General features: G+C 70.6%; 12 protein-coding genes and 3 pseudogenes. 8 read left to right on the top strand and 7 right to left on the bottom strand.

Annotated features, from left to right (window positions below):
- Window positions 1-77 precede the first annotated feature (77 nt).
- Window positions 78-478 (top strand): annotated as a pseudogene (locus V8690_RS22635) (DUF6286 domain-containing protein); the annotation flags it as partial.
- A gap of 70 nt (window positions 479-548) precedes the next feature.
- Here the strand turns inward: V8690_RS22635 and V8690_RS22640 are convergent.
- Together V8690_RS22640 and V8690_RS22645 are read right to left on the bottom strand one after the other, a co-directional pair.
- Window positions 549-1,460 carry a substrate-binding domain-containing protein gene (locus V8690_RS22640; protein ID WP_338781543.1) on the bottom strand — a complete coding sequence of 304 codons (912 nt, stop codon included), beginning with the start codon at window positions 1,458-1,460 and terminating at the stop codon, window positions 549-551.
- Entirely contained in the window at window positions 1,457-3,883 is a 2,427-nt protein-coding gene (locus V8690_RS22645; RefSeq protein ID WP_338781545.1) for a SpoIIE family protein phosphatase, read from the bottom strand. Before V8690_RS22645 ends, V8690_RS22640 begins: the two co-directional genes overlap by 4 nt.
- A gap of 282 nt (window positions 3,884-4,165) precedes the next feature.
- Between V8690_RS22645 and V8690_RS22650 the strand changes: the two are divergent.
- The 6 genes and pseudogenes from V8690_RS22650 to V8690_RS22675 all read left to right on the top strand — a co-directional run bounded on the left by V8690_RS22650 (window position 4,166) and on the right by V8690_RS22675 (window position 11,184).
- Window positions 4,166-6,201: pseudogene (locus V8690_RS22650) on the top strand (beta-L-arabinofuranosidase domain-containing protein).
- Between the two features lie 37 nt (window positions 6,202-6,238).
- Entirely contained in the window at window positions 6,239-7,528 is a 1,290-nt protein-coding gene (locus V8690_RS22655) for a sugar ABC transporter substrate-binding protein (protein WP_338781547.1), read from the top strand.
- On the top strand, window positions 7,525-8,460 hold the full coding sequence (locus V8690_RS22660; protein ID WP_338781548.1) for a sugar ABC transporter permease: 936 nt from the start codon (window positions 7,525-7,527) through the stop codon (window positions 8,458-8,460). The genes V8690_RS22655 and V8690_RS22660 overlap by 4 nt, the downstream gene beginning before the upstream one ends.
- 181 nt (window positions 8,461-8,641) lie before the next feature.
- Entirely contained in the window at window positions 8,642-9,397 is a 756-nt protein-coding gene (locus V8690_RS22665) for a carbohydrate ABC transporter permease (RefSeq protein ID WP_338781550.1), read from the top strand.
- A gap of 952 nt (window positions 9,398-10,349) precedes the next feature.
- On the top strand, window positions 10,350-10,664 hold the full coding sequence (locus tag V8690_RS22670) for a hypothetical protein (protein WP_338781552.1): 315 nt from the start codon (window positions 10,350-10,352) through the stop codon (window positions 10,662-10,664).
- Between the two features lie 157 nt (window positions 10,665-10,821).
- Entirely contained in the window at window positions 10,822-11,184 is a 363-nt protein-coding gene (locus tag V8690_RS22675) for a hypothetical protein (RefSeq protein WP_338781553.1), read from the top strand.
- Between the two features lie 222 nt (window positions 11,185-11,406).
- Here V8690_RS22675 and V8690_RS22680 read toward each other — a convergent pair whose 3' ends face one another.
- The 3 genes from V8690_RS22680 to V8690_RS22690 form a co-directional block, all read right to left on the bottom strand.
- Entirely contained in the window at window positions 11,407-14,886 is a 3,480-nt protein-coding gene (locus tag V8690_RS22680; protein ID WP_338781554.1) for a S8 family serine peptidase, read from the bottom strand.
- The gene (locus tag V8690_RS22685; RefSeq protein WP_338781556.1) at window positions 14,886-16,946 is read right to left on the bottom strand and encodes a M14 family zinc carboxypeptidase; all 2,061 of its coding nucleotides are present in this window, start codon (window positions 16,944-16,946) and stop codon (window positions 14,886-14,888) included. The genes V8690_RS22680 and V8690_RS22685 overlap by 1 nt, the downstream gene beginning before the upstream one ends.
- A 325-nt stretch (window positions 16,947-17,271) precedes the next feature.
- Window positions 17,272-17,544: a hypothetical protein gene (locus V8690_RS22690; RefSeq protein ID WP_338781558.1), complete on the bottom strand. Its 273-nt coding sequence runs from the start codon at window positions 17,542-17,544 to the stop codon at window positions 17,272-17,274.
- Window positions 17,545-17,973: 429 nt separating this feature from the next.
- Here V8690_RS22690 and V8690_RS22695 point away from each other — a divergent pair, with 429 nt between their 5' ends.
- Window positions 17,974-19,110, top strand: a complete 1,137-nt coding sequence (locus V8690_RS22695) for an extracellular solute-binding protein (RefSeq protein WP_338781560.1) — start codon at window positions 17,974-17,976, stop codon at window positions 19,108-19,110.
- Window positions 19,111-19,490: 380 nt separating this feature from the next.
- On the opposite strand, the pseudogene V8690_RS22700 reads toward V8690_RS22695, so the two are convergent.
- Together V8690_RS22700 and V8690_RS22705 are read right to left on the bottom strand one after the other, a co-directional pair.
- Window positions 19,491-19,698, bottom strand: a pseudogene (locus V8690_RS22700) (VapC toxin family PIN domain ribonuclease); the annotation flags it as partial.
- A 158-nt stretch (window positions 19,699-19,856) separates the two neighbouring features.
- The gene (locus V8690_RS22705; protein ID WP_338781562.1) at window positions 19,857-20,726 is read right to left on the bottom strand and encodes a UbiA family prenyltransferase; all 870 of its coding nucleotides are present in this window, start codon (window positions 20,724-20,726) and stop codon (window positions 19,857-19,859) included.
- Window positions 20,727-20,826 lie beyond the last annotated feature (100 nt).

Here is a 20,826-nt window from a genome sequence, read left to right on the forward strand (position 1 = left end):
GACCACACGCTGCGGATGCCGGCACGTGGCGATCAAACGCGGCAGCGTGGCTGGTCTGAAGGCTTCGAGGTGGCGTCATGCGGCGCACCGGCCGCAGCGTTCTCCGGGAACGGCGGGCCGAGGGCTCTTCCAGCGCAACATCCTCCCCGGACGGCGCCCCGGGCACGGGCTCGACAGCAGCGGTCGGCAAGTCAGGCCGGTCGGAGCGCCGTTTCCGGTCTGCGCGGCGGATTCCCGCGACCTTGGTGGCCCTGCTGGTCCGTCGCGGCGATCGGATTGCTCCTGGATGACACCTGGGTGATCGTCGGGGCCGCGGTGGCGATGGCCCTCGGTCTGTGGCTTTTCCTTCTGGCAGTGACGCCGGGACTGCGCAGGCTGCTGCCCACGCCAGCGCACCGGTATCCACGGGGCAGAGGAGGTCCACGCCGGGCCCGACCGCCGCGCGGTCGCCCTGGTTCCGCGCGACCGAGCCATGCAGGGCAGGCCGGGGAGCATCGCAGTGCCTCGGCGGTGGCGTGCAGGCGTCGGCCTGCTGCTGCGGTGGCGCCTCAGAACCGGGCGTCCGATGCCGAGCGGCAGGGGCCGGTGCTGGAGCGGATGGTGATCAGCGGTCTCAGCAGAACGTTCCGGGGAGGGGCTCCGGGGGATTTCAGCCGCTCCATCAACAGCTCGACGGCGAGCCGGCCGATCTCGTCGATCGGTTCCTCGGTCGCGGTGAGCGCCGGGATCACCGTGTCCGTCAGGGAGGGAGCAGCAATCAGGCCGACGACCGAGAAGTCGCGCGGTACGACCCGCCCGGCGCGCTTCAGGCCGCGGTACAGACCGTCCACGGATGCCTCGCTCAGGGTCGCCACCGCCGTGGTGGCCGGTTCGTCCCGCAGAATCCGTGCTATGCACGCCTCGCCTGCGGCCGCGTCGTCGCCGCAGAAGTACGCGCGCCCGGTGAGCCCCAGCTCCTCGATGCCCTGGTTGAACCCCTCGAGTCCGCGGTGTGCAGATTCGTATCCGGACCGGAAGAACTGCTCCGAGCGGTTGACGAACGCGATGGTGGTGTGGCCGAGGTCGGCCAGGTGCCGTACGCAGTTGCGTCCGAGTGCCACGAAGTCCAGATCCACCCACCAGGCGTCCTGGATGCCGGGCTGTCCGATCGCGACGAAGGGGTAGCCCAGCTCGGTGAGGTGGTCGACCCGGGAGTCCTCCAGTTTGATCTCCATGAGGATGATGCCGTCCACCCGGTCTCCCGCCAGAAGCCGCTGGAACGGCGGGTCGCCCACCTCCCTGCCGGTGGTGAGCAGCACGTCGTAGTCGTAGCTCTGGGCCGCCTCGGCCACCCGGCCGACGAAGTCCAGCTGCATTCCCGTGTAGCGGTGGTTGGCGGGCGGGAAGACCATCCCGAGCGCGCGTGTCCGCTCGATGGTCGGCAGCGGGCTCGTACCGGCGTCTGCGTACCCGGTGTTCACAGGTCCGCCCACCATGAGTCGTCCGGCAGGGGCTGCTCGGCCCAGATGGTCTTGCCGGTGCCGGTGTGACGGGTGCCCCAGCCCTTCGAGACCTCGGCGACCAAGGGGAGCCCGCGGCCTCCCTCGTCGAAGGTACGGGCACGGCGCAGATGGGGAGCGGTACTGCTGCCGTCGGAGACCTCGCAGATCAGCGTGCGGTCGCGGATCAGCCGTAGCTGGATGGGGGGTTCGCCGTACCGGATGGCGTTGGTGACGAGTTCACTGACCACCAGCTCGGTGACGAACGAGGCCGTCCCCAGCCCCCAGGCCGCCAACTGGCGGGTCGCCTGAGCTCGTGCGTCCGCCACGACCTCGGGGTCGACGGGAAGACCCCAGGTGGCGACCTGGTCGGCGTGGAGGGCATGGGTGCGTGCGACCAGCAGGGCGACATCGTCGGAGGGACGCTCGGGCAGCAGGGAGCCGATCAGACGGTCGCAGGTGTCCTCCAGGGAGGGAGGGGCGGCGGCCAGACAGTCGCGCAACCGGGCGAAGCCCGTGTCGAGATCCCTGCCGTGCGCGTGGATCAGCCCGTCGGTGTGCAGGACGATCAGACTGCTCTCGGGCAGCTTCAGCTCGGTCGCCTCGAAGGGCACGCCACCCACGCCCAGCGGCGGCCCGGGGCGCAGGCCGATGGTGGCGACCGTGCCGTTGGGGTAGAGGACACTGGGCGGGGGATGGCCGGCGCTGGCGAGGACGCAGAGCCGGGACACGGGGTCGTAGACGGCGTACAGGCAGGTGGCGCCGAACTCGCCGGGCAGTCCGGCGGCGCCCATCACGTCGTCGCTTCCGAGATGTGTGACCAGGTCGTCCACGTGGGTGAGGAGCTCGTCGGGCGGCAGGTCGACATCGGCGAGGGTCCGCACGGCGGTACGCAGCCGTCCCATGGCGGCGGAGGCGTGGACACCGTGTCCGACCACATCGCCGACGACCAGAGCGACCCGGGTCCCGGACAGCGGGATCACGTCGAACCAGTCGCCGCCCACTCCGGTCCCGGAGCTGGCCGGCAGATAGCGGAAGGCGGCCTCGACCGCGGCCTGCTGGGGCAGCACCTGCGGGAGCAGACTGCGTTGCAGGGTGAGGGCGGTGACGTGCTCGCGGGTGTAGCGCCGCGCGTTGTCCATGCTGACGGCGGCCCGGCCGGCCAGTTCCTCGACGAGCAGCAGGTCGTCCTGCTGGAAGGCCCCCGGATGGGTCCAGCGCCAGAGCACGACCACGCCGAGCACGATGCCGCGGGCTCGTAGCGGCACCGCCATGCCCGAGTGGATGCCATCGCGATGGACGCCGGCGCTTCTGATCTCGTCGCCCTCGATCCACCTGACGAAATCAGGGTCGTCCAGTCCGCTCAGCAGGGGGCGTCCGGCGGCGAGGCAGCGGGCCGGGGAGAACGGCGGGTAGGTGCCGGTTGCGCCCAGCTCGACGGCGAGCCGGGGGACGCCCTCGACGGCGGACCGGTACGCGGCCCTGCGCAGCAGCACGGGCCCACCGGCCTCCGGCGCCGCCGGCTCCTCTCCCTCCAGGACCGGGCCGAAGAGGTCCACGGTGACGAAGTCGGCGAGCCGCGGCACCACCAGCTCGGCCAGCTCCCGGCCGGTGCGCCCCACGTCCAGGGTGGCGCCGATGCGCGCGCCGGCCTCGTTCAGCAGGGCCAGCCGCTGGTGGGCCCCGTGCTGTGCGCTGTTGTCGAACGCGGCGGTGCCGACTCCGCGGACCCGGCCGGAGGAGTCCTTGACCGGCCACATCTCGAAGCTCCAGGCACGGTCACCGACGTAGCCGTGGTAGCGCGCCGGTGACCCGGTCTCGGCGACCTGCCGCAGCTGCTTCTGCCAGGTCCTGTCGGTGCCGTCCGGGAGGGCGTCCACGTACGACCGTCCGCGCAGTTGCGCCGCCGCGGTGCCCAGCATGTCGCCGAAAAGGCTGTTGACCCGTTGGTACCGCAGCTCCGCGTCGAAGGTGGCAAGGGCGACCGACGCCTGGTCGAAGGGCTGCTCCAGCAGCGCGATGCCGGACCCGCTCGCGGCCCTGTTTCCGGAGGAGTGCGGCGTGACGGTCACGACGGACCGCTCATGGCCCTCGCCCTGACCGTCCAGCGACGGGCAGACGCGCAGATCGACATCGAGTCGGTGGCCGTCCCGATGGCGTACGGCCACGGGCCCGCTCCATGCCTGACCTGTGGCCAGGGCGTCCCAGGCCGCGTGGGAGGCGTCCACGGCGAGCACCTCGGCGGCGGCGCGGCCCACCACCTCCGGGGAGTGGCCGAGCAGGAGCTGGGCGTCATCGCTCCAGCCCATGACCGTGCCCTGCGCGCTGACGACGAGGGTGGCCAGGTCGGCCGAAGGCCAGGGGGCATGAGGGCTCTCGCGTGCAGCGCTACCACGCTGTGCCATGGTCGCTCACCCCGCAGCCGTCACTCGGCCTGACCTAACCATTCTGGCGCATATCCGACATACCGACGAAACATTGTCCGCGCCTGCTTGTACTGTCCGATCTCGGTCCTCTGCTCCGGATCCAGCCCGGTCACCGGCTGCCGGGCGGGACCGGCGGCCGCGGCCCGAGTGTCGAGGGCCCCGGCCCGTGCGGTCCCCCATTCGCCCGGTGCGGCGGCGCGGTGCGTCCCTCGGTGCATATAGTTCACATATGTGATATATCCTCCAAAGGGAAGTGCAGCCATGGTCCCTTCTCACTCCGCCGCACTGCCCGTGCGCATCGGGCCGCCGGGCCCCGTCCGGCCCAGCGACCGGGCCCGGGTCGCGCTCCGGCCGGCCGGAGCCGCCCGGATCACCGGAGGGTTCTGGGGCGAGCGACGGCGGGTCAACGCGGAGGTGAGCATCCCCCAGGGCCCCGCCCTGCTGGAGTCCGTCGGCAATCTGCACAATCTGCGGCTGGCCGCCGGGACCGCGGACGGCCCGTACCGGGGGGCGCTGCCCTTTCTGGACAGCGATGTGGCCAAATGGCTGGAGGCCGCCTCCTGGCAGCTCGCGGACCTCGACACACCGGACCGGTCCACCCTGGCCGAGGCGGTGGACAGGGTGATCCGCCTGCTCGCCGAGGCCCAGCAGGACGACGGCTATCTGCAGACCTGGTATCAGGTGGCCGAGCCCGGCCGGCGATTCGTCGAACTGCTCCGGGGCCACGAGCTGTACTGCGCCGGCCATCTCATCCAGGCCGCAGTCGCCCATCACCGCAGCACCGGACGCGAGGACCTGCTCACCGTCGCCCGCCGCTTCGCCGACCACATCGACGACACTTTCGGCCCCGGCAGGCCCGTCGACGGCATCTGCGGGCACCCCGGGATCGAGACCGCCCTCGTGGAGCTCTACCGCGAGACCGGTGAGCACCGCTACCTGGACCTCGCCGGATACTTCATCGACCGGCGAGGCCACGGCCTGCTGGACGAGGACGACCCCAGCGGCCTCGCCCCCGGCCCCGACTACTGCCAGGACCATGTCCCCGTGCGGGAAGCCCGAACGGTGACCGGCCACGCCGTACGCCAGCTGTATCTGCTGGCCGGCGCCACCGATGTGGCGGCCGAGACCGGCGAGCCGGAACTGCGCACGGCGATGGAGCGGCTGTGGGCGGCGATGACCACCACCAAGACGTATCTCACCGGGGGCGTGGGAGCCCACCACAGGTGGGAAGACTTCGGCGACCCCTATGAACTGCCCAGCGAGCGTGCGTACTGCGAGACCTGCGCGGCCATCGCCTCGATCCAGTGGAGCTGGCGGATGGCACTGCTCACCGGTCGGGCTTGTTACTCGGACCTGGTCGAGCGGACCCTCTACAACGGCTTTCTCGCCGGGGTCTCCCTGGACGGCCGGAGCTGGCTCTACGTCAACCCGCTCCAGGTGCGTGACGGTTACGAGCACCACGGCGAGGACCAAGGAGCCCGCCGGGCCCCCTGGTTCACCTGTGCCTGCTGCCCGCCGAACGTCATGCGGCTGCTGGCGAGCCTGCCCCACTATGTGGCCAGCACCGATGCGGGAGGACTGCAACTGCACCAGTACGCCGACGGAACATACGATGGGTCCGTCGGCGGAGGGCGAGTCGCGGTCCGGGTGGACACCGAGTACCCCTGGCAGGGCCGGACCACGGTGACCGTCGACGAGGCGGGCCCCGGGGAGTGGACCCTCTCGCTGCGCGTGCCGCAGTGGTGCCGGGACTACACGGTCACGCCTTCTCCCCGGGACACCGGAAGCGCCGACGGGGCCGGACAGCCGGAGCGGCAGAACGGATGGCTGCGGCTCCACCGTGCCTGGCGGCCCGGCGACACGGTCGTCCTGGAACTCGGCATGGAGCCGCGGCTCACCGCCGCCCACCCCAGCGTCGACGCGGTCCGCGGCTGTGTGGCCCTCGAACACGGACCGCTCGTCTACTGCTTGGAGCAGACCGACCAGCCGGGCACCCCGCGTCTCGACGACATCCTGCTCGACACCACCGCCGGGCTGACCGCCAGACACCGCCCCGATCTGCTGGGCGGCGTCACCACGCTGACCGGCTCCGGCCTGCTGCGCCTGCCCGGCCCGCCGAGGGCGACTGGTGGCCGTACCGCACGGTCCACGGCGTTACGCCAGACGCCGGCCGAGCCCCGCACGACACGCGGGACCGTGCCGAGGCAGCCGTCCCCGTCGAACTGACCGCCATCCCTTACTACGCCTGGGCCAACCGTGAGCAGGGCAGCATGCGCGTCTGGCTGCCCACCTGCTGAAGCGCCCGCACCACCGTCTCCTCCTTGGAGAGAAGTCATGAGAAACAGACCAACGACAGCTGGTGCTCTCCTGATGTCCGTGGCGCTGCTGGTCGGAGGGTGCGGCGCCACGGGTTCCTCGGCCTCGGACGGCACCATCAGCCTGTGGACCCGTGACACCCAGAAGGAGTTCATCAACCTCGTCGCGGACGCCTGGAACGACAGCCATGACACCGAAGTGAAGGTGACCGTCGTCCCGGCCGCCCACTTCGTCCAGAAGCTCGCCACCACGGCCGCCTCCGGCGACGCACCCGACGTCGCCTCCATCGACCTCGTGTACCTGCCGTACTTCGCCTCCACCGGAACGCTGGAGGACATCACGGAACTGGCGGACGACCTGCCGTACAAGGACAGCCTGAGCCCGTCCCACCGCGCCCTCGCCACCTACAATGAGCGCACCTACGCACTGCCGTTCAGCGGTGAGGCGTCGGTGCTCTTCTACAACAAGGACCTGTTCAGGAAGGCCGGTCTCGACCCGGAGCGGCCCCCCGCGAACTACGCGGAGATCATTTCCGCCGCCAACAAGATCAGCGACCTGGGTCCGGACACCCATGGATTCGCCATCGCCGGGCAATGCGGCGGCTGCAACGTCTTCGAGTTCACCCCGCACGTCTGGGCGAGTGGCGGCGAGGTGCTCTCCGACGACGGCTCGAAGGCCATGTTCGACTCCCAGGAGGTCACCGACGCCCTGACCTTCTACCGCAAGCTCTACACCGACGGCACGATGCCGGCGCAGTCCCGGACGGACAACGGCACCCACCAGCCCGCCGCGATGCAGAGCGGCACGGTGGGCATGGTGCCGCTCGGCGCTTTCTACGCGCAGGTCCTCAAGAAGGACTCGGACGTCGACTTCGGTGTCGCCCGTCTGCCCGGCAAGGACGGCGGCTGGTCCTCCTTCGCGGGCGGTGACGAGATCGCCGTCATGGAGAACGGCCAGAACAAGGAGGGAGCGCGGGAGTTCGTGCGCTGGGCCACCGGTGAACAGGCACAGAAGGTGCTCGCCGACAACAACATCACCCCGGTGCGCACCGATCTGATCGACGAGATCTACAACCCTCTCGACCCTCGCAACAAGGTGTTCAGCGAGGCCATGGAGAAGGGCCACACGCCGTACAGCACCGTCGAGCACGAACTGTTCAACGACAACAACGGCCCCTGGGTCCAGATGATCAACAGGGCCGTCTTCGGCGGCGACATCGCCGACGCCCAGAAACAGGGACAGGAGGCCGCCCAGGACATCATCGACAGGGCGGCGCGGGGTACGGACTCCCGAGGCCGGACCGGATGACCTCCCCCACCGGGCTCGACGGTGATGCCGTACCGAGACGGACGCGGGCCCGGGCCGGGCGGCGCCGGGCGGTCGGGGCCGCCCTGACGGCCCCGGCCCTGGCGCTGATCGCCGTCTTCTTCTACGTCCCGCTGGTGATGATGCTGTGGATGTCGCTGCACGACTGGCCGCTGCTGGGAGAGCGCCGCTTCATCGGGCTGGAGAACTACCGGACCGCTCTGGGCGACGTCGCGTTCCGCGAAGCCGTGCTGTTCACCCTGGAGTACACCCTGATCACGACGCCGGTGCTGCTCGTCGCGGCGTTCGGACTCGCCCTGCTGGTCCGGCGCGGGCGTCGCGGTGACCGCTTCTTCCAGGGTGTCTACTTCATGCCGGTGGTGATCGGTTTCGCCTCGGGATCCTTTCTCTGGCTGTTCATGTTCCAGTCCGGCATCGGACCCACCGGCGACCTCGCCCACCGTCTCGGCCTCGCGAGCCGCGACACCGACTGGTTTGCCGGAACGACATCCGCGCTGCTCATGGTCATCGCCATGGTGACCTGGAAGTTCGTCGGCCTGCAGATGCTCCTGCTGCTGGCCGGACTGCGGGCGATCCCGGTCGAGGTGGAGGAGGCGGCCCGGGTCGACGGGGCGAACCGGTGGCAGACCTTCCGCCACATCACCCTGCCGCTGCTGCGCCCCACACTGGCCCTCGTCCTGGTCTTCTCCGTGGCCGGTTCGCTGCTCGCGTTCGACCAGTTCTACATCATGACCGGCGGCGGCCCCGCCAACTCGACCATCACGGCCGTGTTCGAGATCTACCGCACGTCCTTCATCCAGTTCAGGCTCGGACTCGGCGCCGCCCTCTCCGCCCTGCTCATGATCGCGCTCGCCGTGATCAGCGCGATCCAGATGTATCTGCTCCGCGCGTCCGAAGCCGGATCCGAGACCTGAGACCCCCAAGGTGATGTGAGGAACGGTGAGTCACCGGCAGCCGTCAGAGATGGAAAGACGGGCACACCCGAAGGCAGCCTCGGAGCGGTTGCCCACAGCCATCCGGAGATCGCTGCCACGGGCCGCTTGGTGGGCGGTCTGCACCAGTTTGGCCGTCCTGTTCCTGTATCCGCTGTACGTCATGATCGCCCACAGTCTCAAGACACCGCGCGAGGCAGCCACCGCACCCCCCACCCTCTACCCGCACGATCTGTCCCTGGAGCATTACCGGGCGCTGGCCGGTGACGGAGGGATCGACGTCCTGGCCAACGTCGGCAACAGTCTGGTGGTCTCCCTGGGCACCACACTGACGACGGTGGTCCTCAGCACCCTCGCGGGCTACGGCTTCGCACGGCTGCGCTTCCCCGGCAGCAATGTCCTGTTCTTCGCCGCCCTCGTCACCTTCATGATCCCCTTCCAGGTGCTCATCACCCCCCTCTACCTGCTCCTGGACCATCTGGGCCTGCTGAACTCGCTTTTGGGGCTGACCCTCGTCTACACCACTTTCCAGCTCCCCTTCGGGCTGTTCCTGATGCGCAACTCGTTCGCGGCGGTCCCCCGCAGCCTGGAGGAAGCCGCACGGATCGACGGCTGCGGAACCCTCCAGACGCTGGTCCGGGTGATGCTTCCGGTCGCCGCACCAGGAGTCGTGGCCACCGCGCTGCTCGCCTTCTTCACCGCCTGGAACGAGTTCTTCGCCGCGCTGATCCTCATCACCGACCAGGAGAGATTCACCTTGCCGGTCAGCCTGAGCGTGATCGCCAGCGGTGCGCTCGGCAGCGTCAACTGGGGAGTCCTGCAGGCCGGCGTGACGGTGACGATCATCCCCTGCGTGATCATCTATCTTCTGCTGCAGAAGTACTACGTCGGCGGTTTGCTCGGCACCCTGGGGAAGTGAGACCGCCTGGGCCGGAGCCGGGAGGCCACGGGCGTCCCTGGCATCCCCTCCAGCGAGCACCTGACGCCGCCGGGCCGCACACGGCGATGTCAAACAAGCGCACTCCAGGCCACTGACCTGGGGTTACGGACACATGGTGGGCACGGCCCCCGGAAGAGGGGTGCTGCGCCCTGTGGGTCCTTGCTGCGGTCGGGGCGCCTCGGCTCGCAATGTCTCATGGAGTGGTGTCGTCGCGACTTCATACGCAGCCATTGCCAGATCCCTGGTGTGGTGGGTTTGGTAAGCGCGACTGGCCCTGCGCGCCGAGGTGCCGGCCTCCAGGCCGATACCGCTGGCGCTCGGGGTGACCCGGTGCCCCCGCACCACAGCCTGGCTGCGGTGCCTCTACGGTGCTGTCATCCAAGGGCATGAGTCCCGCTCCGTGCGCAGTGAAGACATGAGGCAGGATCCGGGATCCCTTCGTGGGTGCCGTTGTGAGTGTGAACGTGCGTCGTACGCCCCTTGCTGCTGCAACCCCGGAGCTGCCTCGTGTGTCCAGGAACGGGGCGGCGGCCGGGGTGCCCGGCGGTCGCACTCTCTGTCACGTAGGTCGTGGCAGAGGCTTCATCAGCCGAGGAGAGGACTCGTGATGCTCGATTTCAGAGGTGTGTCGGTGAAGGCCGTGGCAGCGCTCACGGGCGGGATCCTGGTGCTGACAGGGTGTGAGTATTCGTCAGGCGCGCCCGCCGGCTCGGGCGCCCCCTCCTCATCGCCTTCCATCACTGCCCCTGCGGCGGTAGACCCTCCTTCGCCCGTCCCCGCCGACACCACGTCCACGCCCTCGCCCACGCCGTCGCGCACCTCTGCGGCCCCGGCCAAGGCCACGACATCCCCCACTCCCGCCGGAACCGCCACCTCCGCAGACCGCTCCGGTTGCCACAACCTGACCGTCACCAACGCGGTGAAGGCCGCTGTGACGGCGGCATACCAGCGCAGCTTTCCCCGCTTCGCCCATATCCAGCCGGTGCCGCGGCAGTTCTTCTACGGCCGGTGCGGCGGCGTCCGCTACGCCGCCACCCGTTTCGAGTCCACCCCCGGTGCCACGCACGAGCAACTTGTGGGCATGCAGGACGAGGGCAGCGCCACCAAGTACTTCCGCGGTACGTCCGCGGACGGCTGGAGCTACCTCGCCAGTGACGGCTTCCCCCATGGGCCGCGCGGCTGCGGCGATGTCCCACAGATTCCTGAGGCCCTGGCCGCGGTCTGGGGCAACTGCTCAGTCCGTTAGTGGCGTACGGGAGACAGAGCCCGCCACGCTCGGCCCGGTGGCGGGCGGCGCTACCCGTGCAGTCCGGCCGCGCGGAGACTTCCGGATTCCGGCAGTGACGGTGGACCGTGCGCGAGGGCAGACTTCGCACCGAGGAAGCGCGGAAAGGGAGTGGGACGTGGCGGTTTTCCTGTGGTGCTGGATCGGCCTGTTCACAGCGGTACTGCTGCCTCTCGGCATCGCCATGCTCCGTGGCTGGGCACCGAGGAGGGCCCGTGCGCGGTGGTCCCCGGCGCGGATCCGAGTGCAGGGGGTCGCCGTGCTCCTGCTGTACGTGGGCGGTCTGGTGCCGGCGGTGGCCGATCTTTCGGGCATGCCCCGTGAGGCAGCCGACCTCCTGCTCTGCGCGACCGCACCCCACCTGATGTTCCTGAGCCTGGGACTGCAGGGCGGCGCGGCCCTGACCGACTGGTTCGGACGGCGGCTCCAGTCCCGGACGACGGGCGGCCCGGCCGGGACGCAGCCTCGGCAATCTGGCTGACCCACATCCGGAAGGCGAGGACCCACGGTGCTGAAGAGCCGGGTGACAACGAAATACGCGCACATGCTCACGTTTCCCGCGGCGGCCCGGCGACGGGCGCCCGGCGGGACCGCCATCGCCTCGCACCAGGTCCGGCCGTGGGTCCGGCGGCAACACGGGGGGCGGGCCGGAGCCCCCGCAGGGGGTCCGGCCCGCCCGGATACTTCCGAGGAGTGTGCCGCGTCAGCGGAAGCGGACCCGCACGCTGTCGCGTGCGGTCTCAGTGCCGCGTTCCACCAGACGTACGACGAGGGTGCGGTGGCCGGCACCGTAGGAGGACGTGGTCAGCCGGAACGACCAGCCGGTGAGACCCTCGGCGGGACGCCAGGCTGCCGGCTCCACGGGAGCGTTGCGGCTGACGACCTGCCACTCGACGCGGGCATCCGGGATGACCCGGAAGCTCGTCCGTGTGGCCTGCGACGGCGTGCCGTCCCGCATCGCACGGGCGTACAGCACGTGTTCGCCGATGCCGAGACGCCCGGCATCGGCCCGCCACGTGCCGGTGGCCTCGTCGAGCTCCGCGGTAAGCGGGGAGGAGAAGCTGTCGTCGTCCACGGACACCTGCACCCGGCGGGTTTCCGGACGGCCGCCGACCCCTTCGGGGTCGGTGCCGCCGTCGGGGAAGGTGAACCGGCCGCCGGCCACGACGGTCTCGCCCTCGCGGATTTCGCCGCCGTCCGCGGGTGCCTCGATGGTGGCGCCGGATTCGAGGCCGGAGGGCGGTAGCGCGGCCGGGTCGACCATGAGCCTGGTGGCGTGGTCGCCCTCGTATCCCACCGAGAGCAAGGCGGTGGTGTCGGAGAGCAGTTGGACGGTCAGCTGCTCCCCCGTGAAGGCGTGCCGGGCGGTGTCGAACTCGATGGTGAGTTTCGTCCAGGAGCCGGTGACCGGCTGGGTCGTGGCCTTGCCACGGCCGATCTCCCGGTCGGTGGCGAGCAGGACGACGGACGGGCCCACCAGGGCCGCCGGGGCCCGTGTCCGCACGTACAGCTCGGCCCGCACCCGCGATCCCGCGGCGAGCGGCCCGTCCAGGGTGTCGGTCGACGGGTGAGCGGCGGTCGGCAGATACGGCGCTACGGAGGACAGGGTGTCACCGACGGGGCAGCCGTCCGCGTCACCCGCCCGGTCCGTGCGGTCCATGGTCCGCTCGCCCGAACAGTCGGGCCCCTGGTGCAGGTAGTAGCTGAACGACTTCTCCGTGTACGGCTCTTGGTCCGTGCCAGCCCGTTCCGCGCCGGCCTGCTGGGCGGCGAGGGTCCTGCGCAGTACGCCCAGCGCGCCGTCGAGCGTCGCCACGTCGTCGAGGCCCGTCGAGACGTCGCCCGGAAGCGGCGCGGGGTCCTCGGTTCCGTCCCCGTCCCGGTCGTAACCGCCCCAGATGCTGTCCCGTATGGCCCGGTCGGCGGCGAAGAAATCGTCCTCGACGGGGCGTTCGGGCAGCAAGGCCCGGCCGAGCAGCACGTCCGTGGCGCGGCGCGCGGTCTCGGGGGTTGCGGCGCCGTACCCCTCGAAGAGGACGTTGCCCGCCGTGTGCGGTGAGGCCAGCGGCCAGCTCGCGGACGGCAGGTTGTCCTCGCCGAGCGGGAAGGAGTTCTTCAGGACGGCCTCGCGCAGCTCACCCCGGGTGAGCCTGCCGTCCCTGAGGTACACACTCCCGTCGAGCGCGGCGCCCTCGGCGACGACCTGGCCGCTCTTCTGCCCGGCCTGTCCGTCACCGATCGCCTCGCGCACCCGCTGAAGCGTCGTGCCGAAGACGCCCGCTGTGTACGGCGTTGCCGCCGAGGTGCCGCTGAACTGGTCCTGGCACAGGACACCGGTGTGGCAGGCCGAGGGAAGGCTTCCGATGCCCCAGGACGACAGGTGCACGGGTATTCCGTCGCCGACGACGGCCCGCTGGTCGTCGCGGCGCAGCGCGCCGACGGTGATGTTCCAGTCGGGTCCGGTCTGGTCCGAGTGCCAGGTGCTGACGGGCACGTCGAAGGCGTTCCCGACGCCGTTGCCCGCGGCGAACAGGACGGTCTGGCCGCGCTCGGCGGCCTTCTTGGTAACTTCCTCGCCGCTGATCACGGGGCCGACGGGGGCGCCCCCGACGTACCCGAAGGAGTGCGAGGTGATGTCGACCCAGGGGTACTTGGTGGCGACCGTTTCGTCGAGCCCTTCGACCATGACGAGCAGGCAGGTCGGACAGTAGCCGTAGCGGTTGCCGGTCGAGACGGACGCGGAGCCGGTGCCGTGCCCGTGGTCGTCGAGGACCGGACGAGCGCCGTCGACGCTCGACGAGTACGCCCCGATGATCTTCGTTCCAGGGATCCAGTGGAGCTGTCCGCCCTTCACACGTTCGCCGGTCCACAGATCCTTGTCCGCCTCCGGCAGATAGCCCTTGCCGAGGGTGACGGGGATCGCGGGGGCGGATGCCGGGTAGCCGGGGATGTACTCCGAGGGGTGCCGGGTGAAGTTCTTCGTGAGCGCCAGCACGTCCGGGTCGGGGTAGGTGCGGGCGGAGAACTCGAGGTGGTAGGGGTTGATACCGGTGTCGGCGATGCCGATCACGGTGACCGGCGGCGCCGCGTCCAGCCGCTCGGCGTCGCCGACGAGCACGGAGGTGGTCTCGCGCCGTTCCAGGCCCCGGGCGTCGGTCGCCTTGAGGGTGACGAGGTGCCGGCCGTCGGGCAGTTCCGGCGTGACGGTGGTGCCCGTACCGTCGTCGAAGCGACCGTCGCCGTCCAGGTCCCAGGCCGCCTCCACGGGGTCCGTGCCGCCGTTGACCATGCCGCTGAGCCGTTGCTCGGTGCCCGTTTCGAACTTGTACGGGCCCCCCGCCTTCACCTCGGGCCGCGGATCGGCGGAGACCCTGCGGGCGACGACCTGCGCGGTCACGTCGGCCGTGACAGTGGCCCACTTGACCGCTACGACCTTCCAGGTGCCCTCGGCCGGGTCGGCCATGGACGTCTTCTCCGGGTGCCCGGCCGATTCCGACCTCGCCACGACCGTGCCGGACGGGTCGGTGACGCGCAGATCGTAGTCCTGCTCCGGCGTCGTCCAGGACAGGGTGACGTCCAGGGACCGCACGCCGGAGGGCACGTCGAAGGGAAACTCGACGCTCTGGTCGGCAGGGAAGGCGCCGGGCGTCGGGTCGGTCCTCGTCTCGTCGAGCAGTTCGCTGCTCGTCTCCTCGCCCACGACGGCCTTGACGGTGTCGCTCGTGCCGGTGCCCGCGGCGTCGGTGACGGTGAGCCGGATGGCGTACGTGCCCGGGGTGAGCCCGGTCGTGTCGAAGGCGGGGCTCGCTGAGTCCGCGCCGGTGAGCCGGCCGTGCTCGGCGGTCCAGGCCCAGGTGTAGGGAGCGGTACCGCCGTAGGCGCTGCCGAGAAGCGGCGCTTTCTCGCCCGCGATGACGAAGGGGCTGTCGCCCGCGTCGGCGTGCAGCGCGGCACCGGCGGGTGGTTGCGGGACACCGGTGCGGGCCGTGCCGGTCACGTCCACCGTGCTGCTCAGCGGCTGCTTGACCGTGCCGTCCTCGGTGACCTCCTGGCCGCCGATCGAGGAGACCGTGACATCCGGGCCCTCCGCCGCGGTGGCGCCCGTGAGGGGGAGCAGGGCGAGGGACACGACCAGCGAGGTGACGGTGACGAGGCGCCGGAAGCGTATGCGCGCGCGTCTCATCAGCTCTGGCTCCACTTCTGCGCGCAGGTCTTCAGATCGGCCTTGACGCGCTGGCCGCGGTCGACCACGACGGGCACCTGTTGCAGGACCTTCCCGTTCTTCTCGCAGGAGAGCGTCCAGTTCTCGACGAGTCCGCCGACCTCCTGGGCGGTCGCGTCGTAGAGGGACGCGGTGAGCTCCCAACTCGGCGCGGCAGAAGCCCAGTTCTCCACCCGCAGCACGTAGTCGCCCTGCGCGGGGGAGTCGAGGAGGACGCGTTCCTTCTCGCCGACGGAACCGGTGGACCGTCCGACCTCGGTGAGGGTGCCGTCGGAGTTCCTGCGCAGCACGTACAGGTCGAGATCGTCCGGGGTGGGCCAGTCGAGCCTCACCTCGAGGAGATCGGCGGTCCGGTCGACGGTGAACTCCCGCTCCGTGGGCTGCGCGGGCAGCGTCGTACCCGTGTACGTCTGCCGCTTCAGCGGCTCGGAGTCGACCACCCGGATCTGGCGGGCCTTGACGACGGGCCGGGTGGAGGGGTTGACGTGCCAGGTGTAACCGCCGCCCGCGCCGACGGTCATGGTGGTGTCGAGGGTGTCCGCGATGGTGCCGGACCAGGTGGGCGTGGCGAAGGTCTTCTTCAGCCGCAGCGTGGCCCCGGCGGGCGCCTTGCCGGTGATGACCGAGTGCGCCGCCGGGTCGACGGCGTTCTCCAACGCGAGCAGGAACGCCTCGCGGTTGCCCTTGCCCACGTACTCGCCCGCGCCGAGGTATTCGTCGATGACCTCCGGGAACGGCGGGTGGAACTCGTCGGGCCCTATCTCGAAGGTGTAGCCGTAGCCGCCGGTCGCGTTGTACGACCAGTCCTCAGTGGTTCCGGTGGTGTCGTACAGCTGCCAGCTGTGCTGACTGGTGTAGCCGTTCTGGGCCGCCATCCGGTCGCCGAGTTCCTTCATCGCGGCCTCGTCCGGTGGGTCGCCGAGGGGCAGTCCGTCGGGACCGGTGGTGTCGGGCGCGACGCCGTTCGGGCGCAGCACCAGATTGGAGAAGGTGTGGTTGGTGATGAGCCCGGTGACCTGCCGCCCGCTGACCAGCTCGCGGATGTTCTGCGTCTCCGGCTCGGAGAACGGCCCGGCACCGCGGTAGGTGGCCTGCACCGGCTCCTCCGCCGCGCCCGGACCGCCCCAGAAACCGCCGTAGTTGCGGTTGGGGTCGACACCTGCGCCGAAGCCGCCGGGGCTGCTCGCGAGGGCGCACTCGTTGGCGAGCGGGGCCAGGCCGTCGGCCATACGGCAGTTCTTGCGCTTGTACGCGTTGCCGGGCGTGGCGAGGATCGACCCGGTGCCGCCCTCGTCGATGCCGCGCAGGTCGACCAACTGCCCGTCGCTGAACGACTTCTCGAAGCCGTCGACGTTCACCACGGGCACGACCAGCACCCGTGCCTTCTTCAGCAGGGAGGTGATGCGGTCGTCGTTGCCGTAGCCCCGGACCAGGTCGAAGGCGAACTCGATGGCGTGCTCGCCGGAGGGCCATTCCCGGGCGTGGTGCAGCCCCATCATCAGGAAGACCGGTCGGCCGTCCTCGGGGGCGTCCACGTCGTGCGCGATCTCCAGCCCGTACACGGTCTTGCCCTCGAGGCTCTTGCGCGGCAGGGTGAACGTCCTTACCAGGCCGGGGTGTTCCTCGTCGAGACGGTCCATGTCGGCCTTGTAGGCGCCGAGTCCGCGGTAGGCGTCCCGTCCCGAGGGCAGGGGCGAAACCGCGGTGGCGGCGGCGTAGGCGCGGTTCGCCGCGTTGACGTCGGACTCGCGTTGCGCCAGATCCGGTATTCGAACTCGCCAGTCGAAGCCCGCGCCCGCCAGAGCCAGTTGGTCGGCCGCACGGTGCAGTACGACCTCGACATAGTCGTGTCCGGCGTGCTCGGTCAGGTCGAGGCCGAGCGCGACGAGGCGGTCCTTGTCGGCGCGCGTCGGGGTGCTCACCGTCACCAGCTGCGGGCGGAAGCCCTCCGCCGCCGCTGCGGTAGGCGCCGGCGAAGCGGGCGACGGCCCACCACCGGCCACGACAGCGGTCACCACCACGGCGCAGGCGATCAGTCTGCTTCTGCGCGACCCTCGGGACGAACCAACCACATGAACTCCTACTCACCAGGAGACACGCCGGCTGTCCCGGGCGCGCCTTGTGGGCGGCCGGTTCACCGGGCGTTGCCCGATCGCTTGGGGGTGGCGGACAGGAACCTACCCCTCCGGACACAGCCCGTACACAGGTTCGCGTGGACGAGAGAACGCAATCCCGGCGCGCACGGCCGGGCCAGCACGCCGTACGAGGTCTCACCGGACACCGGCTTGGTGCGCTGAGGGGGAGCGGCGAACACGCGCCGGAGCATGGCCGGTGGCTGCGGCCCTCTCAGACGGCAGCTTCACGGCACGGTTCTCTGCCATGGTCGTGGTGCGCCGCGGACGCGATCGCTCCGGACTGAGGGCCGCCCCAGCGCGACGAGCAGTCCGTACTCGTGATCCACGATGTGCCGACGATCGCCGACGAAAAGGGCGGCAGGCCGCCGTCGTCGGCGGTGCGCCAGCGCAGGCGGCCTGCCGCGTCGCGGTAGTAGTTCTGGACGACGATCTGCCGCAGCGCCTCGGTCTGCGGGCCGGGCCGGTAACCCGTGCCTCCGCGCACGCTTCCGCCAGCCCATGCCGACCCGCCCTGACAGCAGGCCAGTGCCCTGCGTTTTTCTCGGATGCCCGTTGATCGTGTGATGCCGTAGAGGGCGAGGAAGCGGTGGCGGTCGGTGTGGGCCCGGCATCCGACGGTGGGGCTCGCCGCCAACGTCAACGGGACCGAGTTGGCACGAACCGGGCAAACTCCTGCTCTGCCCTCTCCATAGCCTGTCCCTGTCAGTCGTAGGAAGACCGCTTGTAGGGAAAGCAGTGGCTCGTTGCCGGTGGCGAACAGCGGCAGGATCGCCACCACGTCCGGCGGTCCGTCCGAGTGCCGAAGACCCCGGAGGGACCACGCGCTATCTGCACTCGGCATACGCCCTGGTCATGGCCCGTGCCCATGGCGCCGGGTCTCGTGCTTCCCCCCCAGCAGAGAGGTCTTCCGCACATGTCCAGATTCCTCAGCAGGCGGCGTGTCCTCGCCACGGGCGCGGGTGCCGCCCTCGGTCTCGGCGCCGCCGCGGCTCCGGCCACAGCCTCTTCTTCCGCGCCCCGGCACGCCTCCGGCCCCGAGGAGACCAGGACGCTCGACGAGCTGTACCGGGCCGCCCTCGCCGAGGGCGGCAAGCTCGTGCTCTACGCCGGCGGTGACACGCCGAACCAGCTGGACGCCGTCAAGGCGGGCTTCACGCGGCGTTTCCCGGGCATGGACATGACGCTGATCGTGGACTACAGCAAGTACCACGGCGTCCGTGTCGACAACCAGCTCGCGACCGGCAGCCTCGTCCCCGACCTCGTCCAGCTGCAGACTTTGCACGACTTCGCGCGCTGGAAGGAGCAAGGCCGTCTGCTGCCCTACAAGCCCGCCGGGTTCTCCAAGCTGCACCACCGCTTCCGGGACCCGCAGGGCGCCTGGGTGGCGGGCGCGGTGATCGGCTTCAGCTTCATGTACGGCCCGGCGGCGGTCGGTTCGGACGCGCCGCGCACTCCGCTCGACCTGGTCGACCCGAAGTGGAAGGGGAAGATCGCCTCGTCGTACCCGCATGACGACGACGCGGTCCTGTATCTCTACACGCTGTACGCCGAGCGGTACGGCTGGGACTGGGTGGCCCGGCTGGCCGCACAGGACGTGCGGTTCGGGCGGGGCACCGATTTCCCCGAGGAGGCGGTGAGCGGCGGCCGGGCGGCGATCGGTGTCGGCGGGTCGGGGTCCCTGGCGGCGTCGGCGTCGCAGCCCGTGCGGTGGGCGGTGGCCGACGGGCATCCGTTCGTGGCCTGGGGGCAGCGCCTCGCGGTCCTGAGACAGGCCAAGAACCCGACCGCGGCCAAGCTCTACCTCAACTGGGTGCTGTCCGCCGAACGGCAGCAAGCAGCCCGCTTCGGCTGGTCGGTACGGACCGACGTCACTCCCGCGGGCGGGCTGAAGCCGATCTGGGAGTACCCGAACGCCCACCTCGACGGCTTCCCCCGCTTCATGGCCGACCGTGCCGAAGTGGAGCGCTGGAAGCAGACGTTCGCCCTGTACTTCGGCGAGGTCAAGGGCGACCCCACGACGGGCTGGCTCGGGCTGCACCCCGGAGCGTGACCATGGGCGGGGTCGCAGGTCCCACCGGTGGGCCACGCCGCCAGGGCTGCGTCGTTCGCGCGGGGGTGTCCGGTTTGATCAGACGACGCCTGGGCCGGTCATACGGCTCTGACGTGTGCAGATGGCTTCTGCTCGGGCGGTCGTGCGGGTCGGGTCGCGCCGCTGTTGACCGTGGTTGTCCGCTCTTACGGGCACGCTATGGGCACGGGCGCGAGGACCGGTGGGCAGAGCGCGTTCTCGGACGGGCACGTGTTGAGCCGAGCTCGGTCGGACGTCCAGTCCGGGAACGCCTTCGCGCGCACAGAGCTTGAGTGAAGCCCGTTCTGCGCTGCAAGGTCGACGGTCGCAGCTTCGCGGAAGGGGTGACGCTCGGCCTTGGTTCAGTTGCCGGCTTCTGGTCTGTACCAATGCAGCGCCTGGCCGGTGACGGCGGCGATGCACTCGAAGTCCCGGTCGCGGTGCAGCAGAGTGCCCTTGCAACTCGGCCGTGGCGGCCACCACCAAATCGACGGCCCTGGCGCTGCGGTGCTGTCCGCGCTGGGTGAGGACCTCCTGGACCCGCCAGGCGCGGTCGTAGGCGCGGTCGTCGAAACTGGCTCGTGGACCGTCAAGCGGAAAACGGCAGTTTCATCGGCCGAGCCGTCGCCACTACCGGGGACAGCACTCGCGAACTGACGGCAGCCGCAGCGGGAATCGGGAACCTCCCGCTTCCATCTGTGGGTTTCGTACGGTCTGAGGCGGCGCGGTCAGGCGATCCCGGTGCCGCGCAGCAGCAGCAACGCCACGTCCACCACCGCCACCGCGACCGCTGCCGCGAACGCCACCCGCTCCCAGCGGCGTCCCAGCACCGTTCCCGTCACCGCGACCAGAGCGGTCACCACGAGCACTGCCAATCCCCACCTGCCGGGTGGCCCGGCCGGCCCCAGCACCAGAACCGCGGATGCGGCCACCAGCGGTACCGGCAGCAGCAGCCGCGCGCCGTCGGGGCCCAGCCGGTGCGGCCATCCCCGTACGCCCGTCGCCAGATCGCCACGGATGTCCGGCAGTACGTCACCCAGATGGGCTCCGACCCCCAATAGCGCCCCGGCGGTGACGACCCACCAGGCCGGCCACGGCTGCCCCGGCAGCCCCAGCGCCACGAATGCCGGGAGCGCGGCGAAACCCACCGCGTACGGTGCCCAGGACCATGCAGTTGCCTTGAGCCGCAGGTCGTACGCCCACGCCGCCCCTACTCCGGTCAGGTGAACGGCGCCCGCCCACAGGCCACAGGCGAGCGAGAGCGGCAGGCACAGCGCCAGCGCGGCATACGCGGCCACCCACACCTCCGTCACACCGACCGTGCCGTCGACGACGGGTTTGCCATGGCGGCCGGCGGCGATGTCCCGGCGTGCGTCGAACGCGTCGTTGCACCAGCCGACGGACAACTGCCCGGTCAGAACGGCGGCGCCGGTCAGCACACAACGCGCGGCGCCCTGGCCGGCGGTCACGGCGAGCGCGGCCATCAAGGCGGTGACCGCCACGACAGGCCCGGGGTGGCACGACCCGGCCAGACCAGCCAACCGGACGGCCCAACTCGCCTCGGGGCCGCCGGTCGTCGACTGCTCGGGAGTGCCCACCCGGCCGATCGTAGGCGCCCAGGCCTCACCCGGCCGACACACGCGCTCTCCGGGGCGCACCGCCGGACGGGCGATCCATGGTGTCGAAGTCCCGGTCCGG

It is taken from the genome of Streptomyces sp. DG1A-41, assembly GCF_037055355.1.
GTDB lineage: Bacteria > Actinomycetota > Actinomycetes > Streptomycetales > Streptomycetaceae > Streptomyces.